At 49.8% G+C, this 15,793-nt stretch carries 12 protein-coding genes and 4 tRNA genes; 11 read left to right on the top strand and 5 right to left on the bottom strand.

The window, feature by feature from the left end; translation table 11 throughout:
- The first annotated feature begins 1 nt into the window (after window position 1).
- From AC6R0L_RS08155 to AC6R0L_RS08130, 6 genes are all read left to right on the top strand, one after another.
- Window positions 2-778, top strand: coding sequence for a septal ring lytic transglycosylase RlpA family protein (locus tag AC6R0L_RS08155; protein ID WP_334555140.1), 777 nt, complete (start codon window positions 2-4; stop codon window positions 776-778).
- 90 nt (window positions 779-868) lie between these two features.
- Window positions 869-2,047 (top strand): serine hydrolase, encoded by a 1,179-nt coding sequence (locus tag AC6R0L_RS08150; RefSeq protein ID WP_500628825.1) that lies wholly within the window; start codon window positions 869-871, stop codon window positions 2,045-2,047.
- A 191-nt stretch (window positions 2,048-2,238) separates the two neighbouring features.
- The gene (ybeD, locus tag AC6R0L_RS08145) at window positions 2,239-2,517 is read left to right on the top strand and encodes a DUF493 family protein YbeD (RefSeq protein ID WP_334555138.1); all 279 of its coding nucleotides are present in this window, start codon (window positions 2,239-2,241) and stop codon (window positions 2,515-2,517) included.
- Between the two features lie 178 nt (window positions 2,518-2,695).
- Window positions 2,696-3,346, top strand: a complete 651-nt coding sequence (gene lipB, locus AC6R0L_RS08140; RefSeq protein WP_334555137.1) for a lipoyl(octanoyl) transferase LipB — start codon at window positions 2,696-2,698, stop codon at window positions 3,344-3,346.
- Between the two features lie 25 nt (window positions 3,347-3,371).
- Window positions 3,372-4,337, top strand: coding sequence for a lipoyl synthase (gene lipA, locus AC6R0L_RS08135; RefSeq protein WP_334555136.1), 966 nt, complete (start codon window positions 3,372-3,374; stop codon window positions 4,335-4,337).
- 174 nt (window positions 4,338-4,511) lie between these two features.
- Window positions 4,512-4,823, top strand: a complete 312-nt coding sequence (locus AC6R0L_RS08130) for a hypothetical protein (RefSeq protein ID WP_487903210.1) — start codon at window positions 4,512-4,514, stop codon at window positions 4,821-4,823.
- A gap of 104 nt (window positions 4,824-4,927) precedes the next feature.
- Here AC6R0L_RS08130 and glyA read toward each other — a convergent pair whose 3' ends face one another.
- Window positions 4,928-6,178: a serine hydroxymethyltransferase gene (glyA, locus tag AC6R0L_RS08125; protein WP_487903188.1), complete on the bottom strand. Its 1,251-nt coding sequence runs from the start codon at window positions 6,176-6,178 to the stop codon at window positions 4,928-4,930.
- Window positions 6,179-6,615: 437 nt separating this feature from the next.
- Between glyA and AC6R0L_RS08120 the strand changes: the two genes are divergently transcribed.
- Window positions 6,616-7,215, top strand: a complete 600-nt coding sequence (locus AC6R0L_RS08120) for a DUF6198 family protein (RefSeq protein ID WP_487903187.1) — start codon at window positions 6,616-6,618, stop codon at window positions 7,213-7,215.
- A gap of 32 nt (window positions 7,216-7,247) precedes the next feature.
- On the opposite strand, the gene vexH is transcribed toward AC6R0L_RS08120, so the two are convergent.
- Window positions 7,248-10,358: a vibriobactin export RND transporter permease subunit VexH gene (vexH, locus tag AC6R0L_RS08115; RefSeq protein WP_500628824.1), complete on the bottom strand. Its 3,111-nt coding sequence runs from the start codon at window positions 10,356-10,358 to the stop codon at window positions 7,248-7,250.
- Window positions 10,358-11,428, bottom strand: coding sequence for an efflux RND transporter periplasmic adaptor subunit (locus tag AC6R0L_RS08110; RefSeq protein ID WP_500628823.1), 1,071 nt, complete (start codon window positions 11,426-11,428; stop codon window positions 10,358-10,360). The genes vexH and AC6R0L_RS08110 overlap by 1 nt, the downstream gene beginning before the upstream one ends.
- A 267-nt stretch (window positions 11,429-11,695) precedes the next feature.
- Between AC6R0L_RS08110 and AC6R0L_RS08105 the strand changes: the two genes are divergently transcribed.
- From AC6R0L_RS08105 to AC6R0L_RS08090, 4 genes are all read left to right on the top strand, one after another.
- Window positions 11,696-11,780 (top strand) — tRNA-Tyr (locus tag AC6R0L_RS08105).
- A gap of 67 nt (window positions 11,781-11,847) precedes the next feature.
- Window positions 11,848-11,932, top strand: a tRNA-Tyr gene (locus AC6R0L_RS08100).
- A 67-nt stretch (window positions 11,933-11,999) separates the two neighbouring features.
- Window positions 12,000-12,084: transfer RNA gene (locus AC6R0L_RS08095), tRNA-Tyr, on the top strand.
- Between the two features lie 67 nt (window positions 12,085-12,151).
- Window positions 12,152-12,236 (top strand) — tRNA-Tyr (locus AC6R0L_RS08090).
- Between the two features lie 196 nt (window positions 12,237-12,432).
- Here the strand turns inward: AC6R0L_RS08090 and treC are convergent.
- On the bottom strand, window positions 12,433-14,127 hold the full coding sequence (gene treC / locus AC6R0L_RS08085; protein ID WP_500628822.1) for an alpha,alpha-phosphotrehalase: 1,695 nt from the start codon (window positions 14,125-14,127) through the stop codon (window positions 12,433-12,435).
- Between the two features lie 72 nt (window positions 14,128-14,199).
- On the bottom strand, window positions 14,200-15,624 hold the full coding sequence (gene treB, locus AC6R0L_RS08080) for a PTS trehalose transporter subunit IIBC (protein ID WP_500628821.1): 1,425 nt from the start codon (window positions 15,622-15,624) through the stop codon (window positions 14,200-14,202).
- Between the last annotated feature and the right edge of the window lie 169 nt (window positions 15,625-15,793).

Genomic DNA, 15,793 nt, shown 5'->3' with positions numbered 1-15,793 from the left:
CATGGCCATTACGCACCCTATTTTCGTCATGTTGGCATCGCTCCTGGTGCTTGCAGGCTGTTCATCCTCCAAACGCTACAGCATCGAGGATGACGTCGCGCCATCGAAACCGATTTCTGTCGACCATATTGAGGATGCACACCCGCAGTATGAGCCCTACAGCTTAGGCGGCAATAAAAGTTATACCCTGCGCGGCCAAAGTTATTCGATCATCAAAGAGCCCGAAGGCTTTAAGCAAAAGGGACAAGCCTCTTGGTACGGCAAAAAGTTTCATGGTCATCTCACCTCCAATGGTGAGGTGTACGATATGTACTCAATGACGGCGGCCCATAAAACCTTGCCTCTGCCGAGCTACGTCAAAGTGACCAATTTAGACAATGGCAAAACCACCATCGTCCGCGTCAATGACCGTGGACCGTTTCATCAGGGACGAATTATCGACCTCAGTTACGCGGCGGCGGTCAAACTAGACGTGGTGAAAACGGGTGTGGCCAATGTGGAGATCGAAGTGATCACCTCAGAAAAGCCGGACTCAGAGCTGAAGAAAAAAAGTCAGCCCAGTTATGTTGTCCAGGTCGCCTCTTCACAACATGAAGATCGCGTGCGAACTTTAGCGCAAGATCTGAGTCAAAAATTGTCGGTGAAAAGCCACGTCACCTCGGGCGATAAAATTCACCGTGTCTTTTTAGGCCCTTTTAAAGACTACTTGCTCACAGAGCAAACGTTAGAACAAGTGAAAGAGCTGGGTTACTCCAGCGCCTTTATTCGCAACCAGTAGTCCTCAACCCAGTGTGTGGTCGTCCTTGCACTGGTTTGAGTGATTGTTTCTGTTAACATATGGACAGTGAAAAATAATTCTGACTTTGATATGAAAAAAACAACGCTAACTCAATCTGTTTTTATTTCTTCCGTTGCACTTTGTGCAACCCTCGCGAATTCAGCGATTGCCTCGCCGATTGTTGTGCCTGACGCGCCGCAAATTGCCGCTAAGGGCTACGTGTTGATGGATTACCATTCAGGCAAAATCCTTGCTGAGAAAGAGATGAATACCAAGCTTTCACCGGCAAGCCTGACCAAGATGATGACCAGCTATGTGATTGGTCAAGAACTTGAACGTGGCAACATCAACCTCAGTGATGACGTCACCATCAGCGAAAATGCCTGGGCGAAGAACTTCCCTGAGTCATCAAAAATGTTCATCGAAGTCGGCACCACAGTCAAAGTGGAAGACCTGAACCGTGGCATCATTATTCAATCGGGCAACGACGCCTGTGTTGCGATGGCCGAGCACATTGCAGGTTCTGAGGATGCATTTGTAGACTTGATGAACGCTTGGGCAAACTCACTGGGCATGGACAACACGCATTTCGCCAACGTTCACGGCCTCGATAACCCAAACCTCTACTCCACACCGTATGACATGGCGCTATTGGGCCAAGCCCTAATCCGTGATGTTCCGGAAGAGTACCGCATCTACTCTGAGAAGAGCTACACCTACAACGGCATTACTCAGTACAACCGAAACGGCTTGCTGTGGGATAAAAGCATGAGCGTGGACGGCATCAAAACCGGCCATACCAGCAACGCAGGCTACAGTCTCGTGAGCTCTGCGACCGAAGGGAAAATGCGACTTGTCGCTGTCGTGATGGGCACACAGAGCGCCAATGCACGTAAGTCGGAAAGCAAAAAGCTGTTGAGTTACGGTTTCCGCTTCTTTGAAACCGTCGCACCGCACCAAGCTGGGGAAACCTTTGTCGAAGAGAAGATTTGGATGGGCGACAAAGACACCGTGAAGCTCGGTCTCGATCAAGACACCTTTGTGACTCTACCTCGTGGTCAAGCGAAAGAGCTGAAAGCCAGCTTTATCCTTGAAAAAGAGCTCGAAGCCCCCATTAACAAGGGTGACGTCGTTGGTAAGCTATACTATCAACTTGAAGGCGAAGATGTGGCTGAATACCCACTGCTGGCACTGGAAAGTGTCGAGCAAGGCAGTTTGTTCAGCCGCCTGTGGGACTACATAGTGATGCTGTTTAAAAGCTTCCTATAAAGGCTAACCCTGCTGTCATGCTTAAAGCCGCCAAGGGCGGCTTTTCTATTTTTATCCCCGCAGCCTAATACGCCCGTGGTCGGTACGCCAACCACCTAACGTGGCCGCCAATCAGGCTCGGTTGAGGTTTGATGATTTTCGCAGTACTATGCACCGCTGCAAAAATCGACAGTCCAGTTTGGAGTAACAATATGCTGACTATTAATTCGGATGCAAAGCTAAAGGATTTACTCGAGTTCCCTTGCTCATTTACCTACAAAGTCATGGGCCACGCTAAACCTGAGCTACCAGAGAAAGTACTGGAAGTCATCCAGCGTCATGCTCCTGGTGACTACAGCCCAAGTGTGAAACCGAGCGCCAAAGGCAACTACCACTCGGTTTCCGTCAACATCACCGCCACCTCAATTGAACAGGTCGAAACCCTGTACAAAGAACTGGGTGAGATCGACATTGTTCGCATGGTTCTGTAATTATTTTTGATTTATTAAAATTTTTTTGAAAGCAGCGCAAGCTGCTTTCTTTTTAGATATCAGATAGATAATTATTCTAACCAAACTGATAGGTTAAAAATGTGTGGCTAGGTTGTAGTGCCTTTAGCAGAAGCAGTTTATAATCTTTCGACTTTATTAATGGATAACGGGCGCAGCTATGCACAACCAGTTGGTGGTCAGACGATTAGGAAGACAAGATTACGAGCCGATTTGGCGCGCAATGCATGACTTCACTGACAGCCGAAACGACGACACCCAAGATGAAGTGTGGCTGGTTGAACACAATCCTGTGTTTACTCAAGGACAAGCGGGAAAAGCAGAGCACTTGCTCAGTACCGGTGATATTCCTGTGGTGCAAAGCGATCGTGGCGGGCAAGTGACCTACCATGGCCCTGGTCAGTTAGTGGCGTATTTTCTGATTAACCTACGGCGCAAAAAACTCGGCGTGCGTGATTTGGTCACACATATCGAAAACCTCGTTATCCAAACGCTCAAAGCGTACAACATTGAATCCAACGCGCGCCCTGATGCACCTGGCGTGTATGTCGACGGACGTAAAATCTGTTCGTTGGGACTGCGAATCCGCAAAGGCTGCTCGTTTCATGGCCTAGCGCTCAATGTCGATATGGATTTGTCGCCGTTCCTGCGCATTAACCCCTGTGGCTATGCCGGAATGGAAATGGTGCAGGTTCGTCAGCTAAACACAGCGGCCTCTCTCCCTGACGTTGAAGAGTCGCTGATAAAAGAGCTCGTTACTTTACTTGGTTATGATCAAGTTGAATTTAGCACCACACGAGTAACGCCATAAAAAGTAAAGAGAAGTAAAGAGAAGCATGAGTAAACCGATTCAAATGGAAAAAGGCGTTAAGTATCGCGACGCTGACAAAATGGCCCTGATCCCTGTCAAGAACATGCCGACTGAGCAGAAGGAAGTCCTGCGTAAGCCTGAGTGGATGAAGATCAAGCTGCCTTCAGACAGTCAACGAATTCAAGACATCAAGTCAGCGATGCGCAAAAACAACCTGCACTCCGTTTGTGAAGAAGCCTCGTGTCCAAACCTGGCCGAGTGTTTTAACCACGGCACCGCCACCTTTATGATTCTGGGCGCGATTTGTACTCGCCGCTGTCCATTCTGCGATGTGGCCCACGGCCGCCCTCTTGCGCCAGAAGCCGAAGAACCGAAAAAATTGGCGAAAACCATCGCCGACATGAAACTCAAATACGTGGTGATCACCTCAGTGGATCGCGATGATCTGCGTGATGGTGGTGCTCAGCATTTTGCCGATTGTAACCGCGAGATTCGCGCACTCAATCCGCACATTCGTATTGAAACCTTAGTGCCGGATTTCCGTGGCCGCATGGATGTCGCGCTGGATCTGCTCAAAGACAATCCACCCGATGTTTTCAACCATAACCTTGAAACCGCGCCACGTCTTTACCGTAAAGCGCGCCCGGGTGCGAATTACAAGTGGTCACTTGAGCTGCTACGCAAGTTTAAAGAGCAGCATCCAGATGTCCCGACTAAGTCAGGCTTGATGATGGGACTGGGTGAAACCAAAGAAGAGATCGTCGAAGTACTTAAAGATTTGCGTGCGCACGGCGTGACCATGCTCACGCTAGGTCAGTACCTTGCGCCAAGCCGCCACCACTTACCAGTGGAACGTTACGTGCCGCCATCAGAGTTTGATGAGTTGAAAGAGATTGCTCTAGAGCTTGGCTTTACTCACGCAGCGTGTGGTCCTTTTGTTCGCTCTTCCTACCATGCCGACCTTCAAGCGCAAGGCATTGAAGTCAGCTAACACAGCGTAAAACCCATCGAATTTATCTAGGCTGGCCGATAGGTCAGCCTTTTTATTAGTCCAACTTATTGCCTCAAATAATCACCCCAAAGCTTGAATGCCTTAAAGAGATTCTCTAAGCTAATGAAAAGATTATGAATCAAAGGGAATACGATGAAACTGACTGCACTTAGCATGGCCGCGATTGCCGTTGTCACAATCACCTCTGGCTGCGCCTCCAATACCAAACAAGATAACTTTCGTGAAGCCTCCTTTGAGCTGTGCAATACCGAAGTCGATCTCTATTCAGTCAGTGATGACGGCCGTGTACGTATTATTTGTTCCGACGGGTCTAAATTTGCGCTAGACAGCGAGAACACGCTGGAAACCATGCGCGACATCAACATTGATTACTGCGACGGTGAAGGGCTCGGCAAGTTCAGCGAAAGCAGCAAGTATTACTCCTTCAAGTGTAAATCTGGCACCCTGCTCAGCATCTCTAAATAACCCTTAAACGCAAAAACGCCCTTTATGTATTCACATAAAGGGCGTTTTTCTTTGTTTCGCTCAGCCGTCGCTCTGCAAAACAGGCTCGATATCGAACGGTGAGATTACGCGTAAACAGGTAGACGCTTACAGATCTCTAGCACCTTCGCTTTCGTCGCTTCAATCACTTCTTCGTTACCGATGTTATCCAGTACGTCACACATCCAGTTCGCGAGCGCTTTCGCATCTTCTTCACTGAAACCGCGGCGAGTGATCGCTGGTGTACCCACACGAATACCCGAGGTCACAAACGGGCTGCGAGGGTCATTCGGAACTGAGTTTTTGTTGACGGTGATGTTGGCTGCGCCTAGCGCCGCATCCGCATCTTTACCTGTGATGTCTTTGTCAATCAAGTCGACCAAGAACAGGTGGTTCTCTGTACCGTTAGACACGATTTTGTAACCGCGCTCTTGGAACTGAGCCACCATCGCTTTGGCATTTTTCACCACGCGACCTTGGTACGCTTTAAATTCAGGCTCCATCGCTTCTTTAAACGCCACCGCTTTACCCGCGATAACGTGCATTAGAGGACCACCTTGACCACCAGGGAAGACCGCTGAATTCAGCTTCTTGTACATCTCCTCGCCAGCGTTAGACAGGATAAGGCCACCGCGTGGACCCGCTAGGGTTTTGTGTGTCGTGGTCGTCACAACGTGCGCGTGAGGCACTGGCGTTGGGTATTCGCCAGCGGCAATCAGACCCGCAACGTGCGCCATGTCGACAAATAGGTACGCGTCCACTTTGTCTGCAATGTCACGCATGCGTTTCCAATCAACGATTTGAGAGTACGCAGAGAAACCGCCAATGATCATCTTAGGCTTGTGCTCAAGTGCTAGCGCTTCCATTTCGTCGTAGTTGATTTGGCCCGCTTCATCAATGCCGTAAGGAATGACGTTGTAGTGCTTACCAGAGAAGTTAACAGGAGAACCGTGCGTTAGGTGACCACCGTGTGCCAAGCTCATGCCCAAGACCGTATCGCCTGGGTTAAGCAGCGCCATGTAAACTGCACTGTTGGCTTGTGAACCTGAGTGAGGCTGTACGTTCGCGTATTCACAACCAAATAGCTGACAAGCACGATCAATCGCTAGCGCTTCTGCTTTATCGACGTACTCACAACCACCGTAGTAACGCTTGCCTGGGTAGCCTTCTGCATATTTGTTGGTGAGCTGAGAGCCCTGAGCTTCCATTACACGTGGGCTGGTGTAGTTTTCTGAAGCAATCAGTTCAATGTGCTCTTCCTGGCGAAGAGTTTCTTCTTGGATAGCTGCGAACAGTTCCGCATCGTAATCTGCGATGTTCATATCACGCTTTAGCATCTGTATCTCCTGACTCAGATTAAGACTTAAATTGGCAAAAAAACCGACTTACGACCCTGAGAATAACGTTTTTACGCTGACGCAAACGTTTGCATCGGGTTAATGACGCGCATTCTACATAATTTGATCTGGGTCATAAAGAGAAAAATACACTTTTTCTCATGCAGTTTTTTCATAATGTTTTACGAAGATTCTCATACGCGACATAACGTCAATCAATCACTTTGTCTGAATCCTACTCTGCTTGCACAATAAGCAGAGATCTCAGCCACCGATGCTCAACCCAGTTAACGTCGATCATGAGTGTCAATTTTCTCCTTTACACCCCGTAAAACAGTGATTACATAGGTTTACCTTAAATTTCCTTCTCAAGCTACCGAAAACCTAATTTTTTCACTAGTATGCGCGCCATTATTTCCGATGAAAGCTTCAAATTGATGGAAAAACACTCACGTAAAGAAGATTGGATCGCGATTCTCACCGGGACATTTCTTGTCGCTCAAGGGGTATTCTTTCTCCAATCCGCTCAGCTACTCACTGGCGGTACAACAGGTCTCGCTCTGTTGGTCAGCCAATTCAGCACTTGGTCATTCGGTACACTCTACTTTGCCATGAACCTGCCATTTTACGCGCTCGCTTGGCAGCGGTTTGGCGCTCGGTTTGCGGTCAATAGTGCCATTTCAGGTGCTCTGGTCTCCATTTTCGCTGACCACCTCTATTTAGTGATAAAACTGGAGACCATTAATGAGATTTACTGTGCGCTGGCGGGGGGCTTGCTGATGGGGCTCGGGATGCTGATCCTATTTCGTCACCGCTCAAGCCTTGGCGGTTTCAACGTGCTCTGTTTATGGATTCAAGATCGTTTCGCTATCTCAGTGGGTAAAACTCAGTTGGCGATTGATGTGCTGATTTTAGTGGCTTCGTTCTTCTTTGTGACGCCTTACATTATTGGCTTGTCGATTTTGGGCGCTTTTTTGCTCAACCTCGTGCTCGCTATGAACCACAAACCGACGCGCTACACCGTTCAATACCGCTAAAAAAACAGCCCGCGAACGTGCGGGCTGAATCATTAATGCGCTTTACGCACCGTGACGTCTTGGCTGAGCTCTTTGTTGAGCTCCGCTTCAACATGGCCCGGTGAGCGCGTGTTGGCCGAGATCAATCGGTACATCGCCGGAATGACAAACAAGGTCACTAAGGTGGCAAACGCCATACCAAAGAAGATCACCGTACCGACCGCAACGCGACTTTCATAGCCAGCGCCTGTCGAGAGTATCAATGGGATAGCGCCCGCTAGCGTGGTGAACGCCGTCATCATAATCGGACGAAGACGACGGGCCGCCGCATCAACAATTGCTTGCTCAAATTCAAACCCGCGGTCTCGAAGCTGGTTCGCAAACTCGACGATCAAAATGCCGTTTTTGGTCACCATACCAATCAACATGATCATGCCAATCTGGCTGTAGATGTTCATCCCCTCGCCCATAATCACCAGACCTAGGAAGCCACCAAACACGCCCATCGGTACGGTAAACATCACAACCAACGGGTTGATGAAGCTTTCAAACTGCGCCGCCAACACCAAATACGCCACCAGCAAAGCCAAACCAAACACCATCAATATGCTCGACTGATTCTCTTTGTAGTCTTTTGACTCACCCGAGTAGCTGACCGAAATATCCCCAGGCAGCAGATCCACCGCTTGCTGATCAAGAAAGTCCAGCGCCTCACCTAAGGTGTAGCCGTCCGAGAGGTTGGCAGTGATGGTGATTGCTTTTTGCTTGTTGTAGTGAGACAGGCGTGTGGATGACGCCACCTCTTCAATCTTAGTCAAGGCATCGAGCGTCACTAGCTCACCGCCCGAGGTACGCATGTAGATTTGGCTCAAATCCGCGGCATTGTTGAAACTGTTTTCATCACCGCGTAAATAGACGTCGTACTCTTCACCGCGTTCCACAAAGGTGGTTTCGCTTTTGCCGCCCAGCATAATCTCAAGAGTATCTGAGATATCCTGAACGCTGATCCCAAGCTCTGCTGCGCGTTGACGGTCAACCGAGACTACCAACTCTGGTGTACGCTCAGAGTAGTTAATGTCTGCCCCTTCCATATACGGGGACGCTTCGGCGATCGCTTCAAGTTTTTCCGCCCACGTTTTTAGTTCAGAGTAATCCGATCCACCTAGTACAAATTGCACCGGCTCGCTCGAACCGCCTCTAAAGCCAGGCATAAACGGGAATACGCGCACATCGGCGATTCCTGATAGGGCTTTACGCACCTCACCCAGCGCCTCTTGTGCGGTGATGTCACGGTCATTCCAATCTTCCAGAATCATGATAACAAAACCGGTTTGGTCACCGGCATTGCCGCCAAACGCTGGCGATTGAATACTGAACGACTTCAAGAAACCTTGGCCAAGAAGAGGCAGCAAACGCTTTTCGATGATGTCCATGTTCGCCGCCATGCGGTTGTAACTGGTCGCATCCGCGCCACGCGCAAAAGCAAAAATGACCCCGCGGTCTTCTGAGGGGGTGAGCTGTGCGGGCACTTGTTGCATCAAGCCCCAACTGCCGCCAATACAAGCTATGATCACCAGAGGTGCGGCCCATTTCCACTTCAATGCGCCACGCAGCAGAGCACGGTACGCCGATTCGAGGCGGGCAAACATGCGATCAACAAACAGATTGAAACGATTCGGTTTGACGTTGGCTTTCAAGAGATGGCTGCCAAGCACCGGAGTCAGCGTTAATGCCACCAATGACGAGAAGATCACTGACATCGCCAGCAACACGGAGAACTCGGTAAACAGAAGCCCTACCATGCCATCCATAAAGGAGATCGGCAAAAACACCATCACCAATACCAAGGTGGTGGCAATGACCGCAAAGCCGACCTCACGCGTGCCTTTATACGCCGCAAGCAGTGGCTTCTCACCTTGCTCGATATGGTGGAAGATGTTTTCCACCACCACGATGGCATCATCCACCACCAGACCAATTGACAAAATCAGCGCCATCAGCGTGATCAAGTTGATGGAAAAACCAAAATAGTACGCAGCGATAAACGAAGAAATCAGTGAAACGGGCACAGTGACGGCGGGGATCAAGGTCGCTCTCGCTTGGCCGATAAAGATGTACAACACCAAGATCACCAAACCGCCCGTGATAAATAGCGTGTTGTAAACCTCGGAGATTGAACGTTCAATAAAGACTGTTGAGTCGTAGTCAATCGCCAAACGAGTGCCCGCAGGTAAAAACTGCTGAATATTGTCGACCTCTTTGTGGACCAAAGTCGCCACATCCAAGGGGTTCGCATCCGACTGCGGCACAATGCCCATGCTGACGTTAACCACACCGTCGCTTTTAAAGGTCGAGTTTTCATTCTCGGCACCAATAAAGACATCGGCGACATCTTTTAGATAGATGGGCGTATTGTCGCTGGCGCTTTTCACCACCAGGTATTCAAAATCTTCGGCCTGATTGTAGCTGCGCGCGGTACGCACTGACATGACGATCTGATCGTTACGTACCTCGCCGCCGGGGCTTTCAATGTTTTCACTGCGCAGCGCCGAGGTAATGTCCGATGTCGTTACGCCGCGTCCGGCCATAAGCTCTGGCTTGAGCTTAACGTACATCACTTTGTACAAGCCGCCAGAAATATCGACCGAACTTACCCCTGTGATCAAGCTGAAACGGTCGAGCAATACCCGCTCAACGTAGTCCGTCAACTGGGTGCGATCCATCTCGGACGAGCTTAAGTTGATGTAAAGTGACGCCTCACCGGAACCATTGTTCTTAAACACCACAGGATCGTCGGCTTCGTCCGGCAAAGAGCGCTGGGCACGAGCCACCGCATCACGCACATCGCTCACCCCGGTGTTGAGGTCATACCCCAACTCAAACGTAATGGTGATGCGTGACATCCCGTTGCGTGTGGTCGAGGAGATCTCATCAATACCGCTGATACCCGAGAGCTGATCTTCCAACACTGAGGTAATCTGGCTTTCTATGATGGTGGCGGACGCGCCACTGTAGCGAGTGCTGATCGATACCACAGGGTTTTCGATGTCAGGCATTTCACGCACCGCCAGTTTGCTAAACGACACAATGCCAAACACACACAGCAGCAAGCTCAGTACGATGGCGGCAACCGGTCTTTTAACCGATACATCGGATAACAGCATCAGTTCGCCCCTTCTTGTGCTGCACGCTCAACCTGGCTTTTGAGCGGCTTACCATCCGGCCCAAGCTCACTCACGGTCACGCCATCACGCATATTAACAATGCCCTGCACCACGATCTTCTCACCGATGTCGAGTCCTTGTTCAATCACCACTTGGTTGCCTATGCGCGCGCCGAGTAAAACTTCGGTTCGGGTGGCCTTACCCTGCTCATTGATGACGTAGACAAAACGCTTCGTACCGGAATATTCAAGCGCTTGTACTGGGATAATGGGCGCTTCAATCGGCGGAAAGTCCATCTCTGCGGAAACCAGCATGCCGGGTTTGAGCAGGTTGTCTGGGTTATCAAAGTGAATACGTACACGCAGGTTCAAGGTTTCCGCATTGATGCGTGAATCGATGCCGATCACCTCGCCTTCAAACACGCGACCTTGCCATGCCGCGTTGGTCGCTTTGACCTTCATACCTCGTGAAATCTGCGATAAATAGCGCTCTGGCACTTGAAGGTCTAACTGCATCACGGTGAGGTCGTCGAGCGTCAGCAGCTCTGAGCCAACGCTGACCAATTTGCCGCGACTGAAATCAATAAAGCCAACCGTACCGGAAAAAGGGGCACTAATATGGAGGTCATTCAGATTGGCATTGGCGGCGTCGAGGCGCGCTTTGGCAATATCGACGCTCGCTTTTTGCGCGTCGATTTCGGTTTGCGTAATGGCGTTACGTGACACCAAACGCTCAAATTCTTTGAGTTTACGCTGCTCATCTTTGAGGTAAGCCTGCGCTTCCACCACCGCTGCGCGTGCTTTATCGTCATCAAGCTTAACAAGCAGTTGCCCTTGCTGAACTTCTTGATTCGCCAGCACCGCAATGGTGTCCACTTTACCGGCCACTTCTGAGGCGATAGTGACCGATTGATCCGCTTTCAGTTTGCCGACCAAAGAAAGAGATTGCGATACTTGATGAATATCCACAGGCTCAGTGATCACACTGATACTCGGACCACGCGCGAACGCGACGGATGTGTTGGCCAACATCGATAATGACAACAGACTTACAAAAATTTTCTTTTTCATGATGATAGTTCAGTCCAATTAAACCCAACTTATTCTAGCGCTTTATACGTAGATACAACGTCAAGTAATGTAAAGAGTGAGAAATAAACAGTAAGAGAAGCGCGACTTTTGTGTCCTTTATGGTGAATAAATCCCGTCTTTGCCCAAAAAGGCACCATTCAGTTCAAAATGCTAAGAAAAGGCTTTACAGCTTGGTCGAGTTTGCTATGATTCGCTCCGCACTTGATTGATGGGTTGGGAAATCATCCGTTAAGTATAAAAATTCCTGGAGGGGTTCCCGAGTGGCCAAAGGGAGCAGACTGTAAATCTGCCGGCACTGCCTTCGATGGTTCGAATCCGTCCCCCTCCACCATATTCGCTCTAACGAGCACGCTTGATTGATGAGTTGGGAAATCATCGGTTAAGGATAAAAATACCCTGGAGGGGTTCCCGAGTGGCCAAAGGGAGCAGACTGTAAATCTGCCGGCACTGCCTTCGATGGTTCGAATCCGTCCCCCTCCACCATATTCGCTCTAACGAGCACGCTTGATTGATGAATTGGGAAATCATCGATTAAGGATAAAAACACCCTGGAGGGGTTCCCGAGTGGCCAAAGGGAGCAGACTGTAAATCTGCCGGCACTGCCTTCGATGGTTCGAATCCGTCCCCCTCCACCATATTCGCTCTAACGAGCACGCTTGATTGATGAGTTGGGAAATCATCAGTTAAGGATAAAAAACCCCTGGAGGGGTTCCCGAGTGGCCAAAGGGAGCAGACTGTAAATCTGCCGGCACTGCCTTCGATGGTTCGAATCCGTCCCCCTCCACCATATTGACGAAAGCCAGCTCATTGAGCTGGCTTTTTTGCATCTATACTTCTGCGCTCCTATACTTCTTCGTTCCTATACTGTCGCGTTCCTTTCCAAACACCGCTTCTTTTTTCACTTCGCATTTAGCCGATAGAAAAATGCCCTGACAAGCAGGGCAAAAAGCGGGGGTAACGCTCGGTTTGGGTTATCTCTCGCTCTACACTTCGCTGAGAATAATCCGCGTTTCGTATGGCCTTAATACCTGATGACGAGTGACGGGCTGTGAGCAATCGGCTGAATGATCGGCATAATTGCCAAGAAGATAACGCGCCTTGTCGAGCTCAAATGCATCGGGTAACTCGCACTGCGTTTCTTCACCATAGTAGTTGTTCAGACAAATCAGCGTTTGATTGCCATTACGGCGTTGATAACCAAACACGGAAGTGTGGGTAGGATAGAGGTCAAGGTAATCCCCGTCGGTGATCACCGCGATCGCTTTACGCAGTTGAATCAAGCGTTGATAGAAGTAGAACACAGAGTTTTTGTCGGCGACAGCTTGCTCGGCGTTAATTTCTTGGTAGTTGCTGGCGATATCGAGCCAAGGCTGGCCCTTGGAAAAACCTGCATTACGCTCACCATTCCATTGCATTGGCGTGCGAGAGTTGTCACGCGATTTTTGCGCCAAGATGGCTAACATGGCTTGCTCGCTCAGTCCTTGTTGGTTGACCATGATGTCGTACATGTTGATGCTCTCCACATCTCGGTACTGAGAGATCGAGTCATAGTTGGGATTGGTCATGCCAATCTCTTCCCCTTGGTATATGTAAGGGGTGCCCTGCATCATATGGATGGAGGCCGCCAACATCTTTGCCGACTCGACTCGATATCGGCAATCGTCGCCCAAGCGGCTCACGATACGCGGCTGATCATGATTACACCAAAAGAGCGCGCCCCACCCTTGGCCATTCAGCCCGGTTTGCCAGTGGTTGAATATTTGCTTTAGAGCGAGAAAATCAAACGGTGCATGACTCCACTTCTCACCATTGGGGTAGTCCACTTTGAGATGATGGAAATTAAACACCATCGACAACTCACGTCCATCGAGTGACGAGTACTGCTGACAATGTTCCAGTGTGGTGGACGACATCTCCCCCACTGTCACACTGCCATATTGCTGAAAGACGGCGTCGCTGATCTCTTGTAGATAAGTGTGCACTTTTGGGCCATCGGTGTAAAAACGGCGGCCATCGCCACACTCATCATTGGGGAAGTCTTGCTGCTTGGAAATCAAATTAATCACATCCAAACGGAAACCGTCGACCCCTTTTTTGGCCCAAAAACTGATGATCTCTTTCACTTCAGCGCGCACTTGCGGATTTTCCCAGTTGAGATCCGCTTGCTCCTTCGCAAAGAGATGCAGGTAATACTGCCCTGTTGGCTCATCTAACTCCCATGCGCTGCCGCCAAATTTGGATTGCCAGTTATTAGGCACCTGTCCGTCAACCGGATCTCTCCAGATATAGTAGTCTCGGTACGGGCTGTGTTTATCGCCAAGGGCAGATTGAAACCACGCATGCTCTGTTGATGTGTGGTTCACAACAATATCCATGATGATTCGAATCCCACGCTGATGGGCCTTGGCGAGCAACGCATCAAAATCCGCCATGGTGCCAAACTCGGGATTGATGGCATAGTAGTCAGAAATATCGTAACCATTGTCGACCATAGGTGATTGATAAACCGGTGTTAACCAGATGGCGTCAACCCCAAGGTGTTTGAGGTAATCCAGCTTAGCGATGATCCCTTGGAGATCACCAGTGCCTTTCGCCCCGCTATCACAAAAACTTTTTGGATAGATTTGATAAATGGTGGCAGTTCTCCACCAATTGGCCTCTTGAGTTGTTCGTGTCATATCACGCCTAAAATTTCAGTAACAAAGAAGGGGCGCTGAGAATAAGGAGCGGCCAAGGCCGCTCCGTCAGCGTTATGCGTTCGCAGGCTCAAGTTCGCCTTTAGACTGCGCACGTTTATAGAAGAAGAGTGTCAGCATGGCAGGCAGAGCTATGGCCACCAACATCGCCATCGCGTAAACGCTCCAGTACTGGGGCTGGATAGAGAGAATACCCGGCAAGCCACCGACCCCGATACCGTTCGCCATGACGCCAGCACTGCCACAAATCGCCGCCGCGACCGCACTGCCAATCATCGCGCTTAGCATAGGGAACTTGTACTTTAAGTTGATGCCGTACATTGCTGGCTCAGTGACCCCTAGGTAAGCAGAAATGGCAGCAGGTACAGAGATGTCACGCTCACCGTGTTTTTTGCTGATGAGGATGATACCCACTACCGCTGATGCTTGAGCGATATTCGATAGAGCAATCAACGGCCAAATCGGCGTGCCACCTAATTCTTGCATCAGTTGCAAGTCAACCGCATTGGTGGTGTGGTGGATACCCGTGATCACCAAAGGCGCGTACAAAAAGCCGAATATCATCGAGCCAATCACCGCAAAGTCGCCGGTCATGGCAGCCTTAGCAGCAAACGCAACACCGTTACCCAACACGCGGCCAAATGGACCAATCAGGGAGTGCGCCAACACGACAGAGAGAATAATGGAGACAAACGGCACCACAACAAGGTAGAGGTAAGAGGGTACAATGCGCTTTAAGTTGGTCTCAATCAACGCCAAGGCGACCCCAGCCAACATCGCGGGGATCACCTGCGCTTGATACCCGACCTTTTCAATCACAAATAGGCCAAAATCCCACGCTTCGGGCACTTGTTTACCGATCAAATACGCGTTCATGAGCTGAGGTGAGACTAAGGTTACCCCGAGCGTAATGCCCAGAATCGGCGTACCACCCAGTTTTTTCACCGTTGACCAACACACACCCACCGGTAGGAAGAAGAAAATCGCTTCGCCAATCAACCACAAGAAACTGTGCACCGTGGCCCAAAACTGGCTGATTTGCGTTAATGTTTGGCCATCAAACATCCGGATGTCGCCAATCACATTGCGGAAACCTAAAATCAGACCACCGGTGATGATCGCAGGCAGTAGCGGAACAAAGATTTCCGCAAGATGGGAAATACCACGCTCAAGCAGGTTCATGTTCTGTCTTGCCGCGAGTTTGGCTTCCTCTTTCGACGCAGCAGATTGACCGGATAGCTCAATCAACACTTTGTAGACTTCATCGACTTCCGTGCCAATCACCACCTGAAACTGCCCGGCATTGGTGAAGCAACCTTTTACCATTGGCAACGCTTCAAGGGCTCTTTCATCGGCTTTACCGGTGTCGTTCAACACAAAGCGTAGCCGCGTCAAACAGTGACTTACACTGGCGATGTTGTCACGTCCACCGACTCGCTCAATCAGACGTTCGACGTCTTGCTTGGCTATCTTACTCATTTCCATGTCCACCCTAATTGGATTCTATTGATGTTAGTCTGCGATTGCAGACATTCAAACTGACTCTGTTTGATTGTTATTATATTAATGGGAACATTCCCACTCATTCGACATTATAATCCCAAAAAGCGCATGACATTAAAATGGGAACAGTCCCATAAATTGAAAA

The organism is Vibrio sp. R15-SG3-ISO1A, assembly GCF_059833955.1.
Note: the sequence above shows the minus strand (reverse complement) of the source record. Positions and strands in the feature narration are given on the sequence as shown.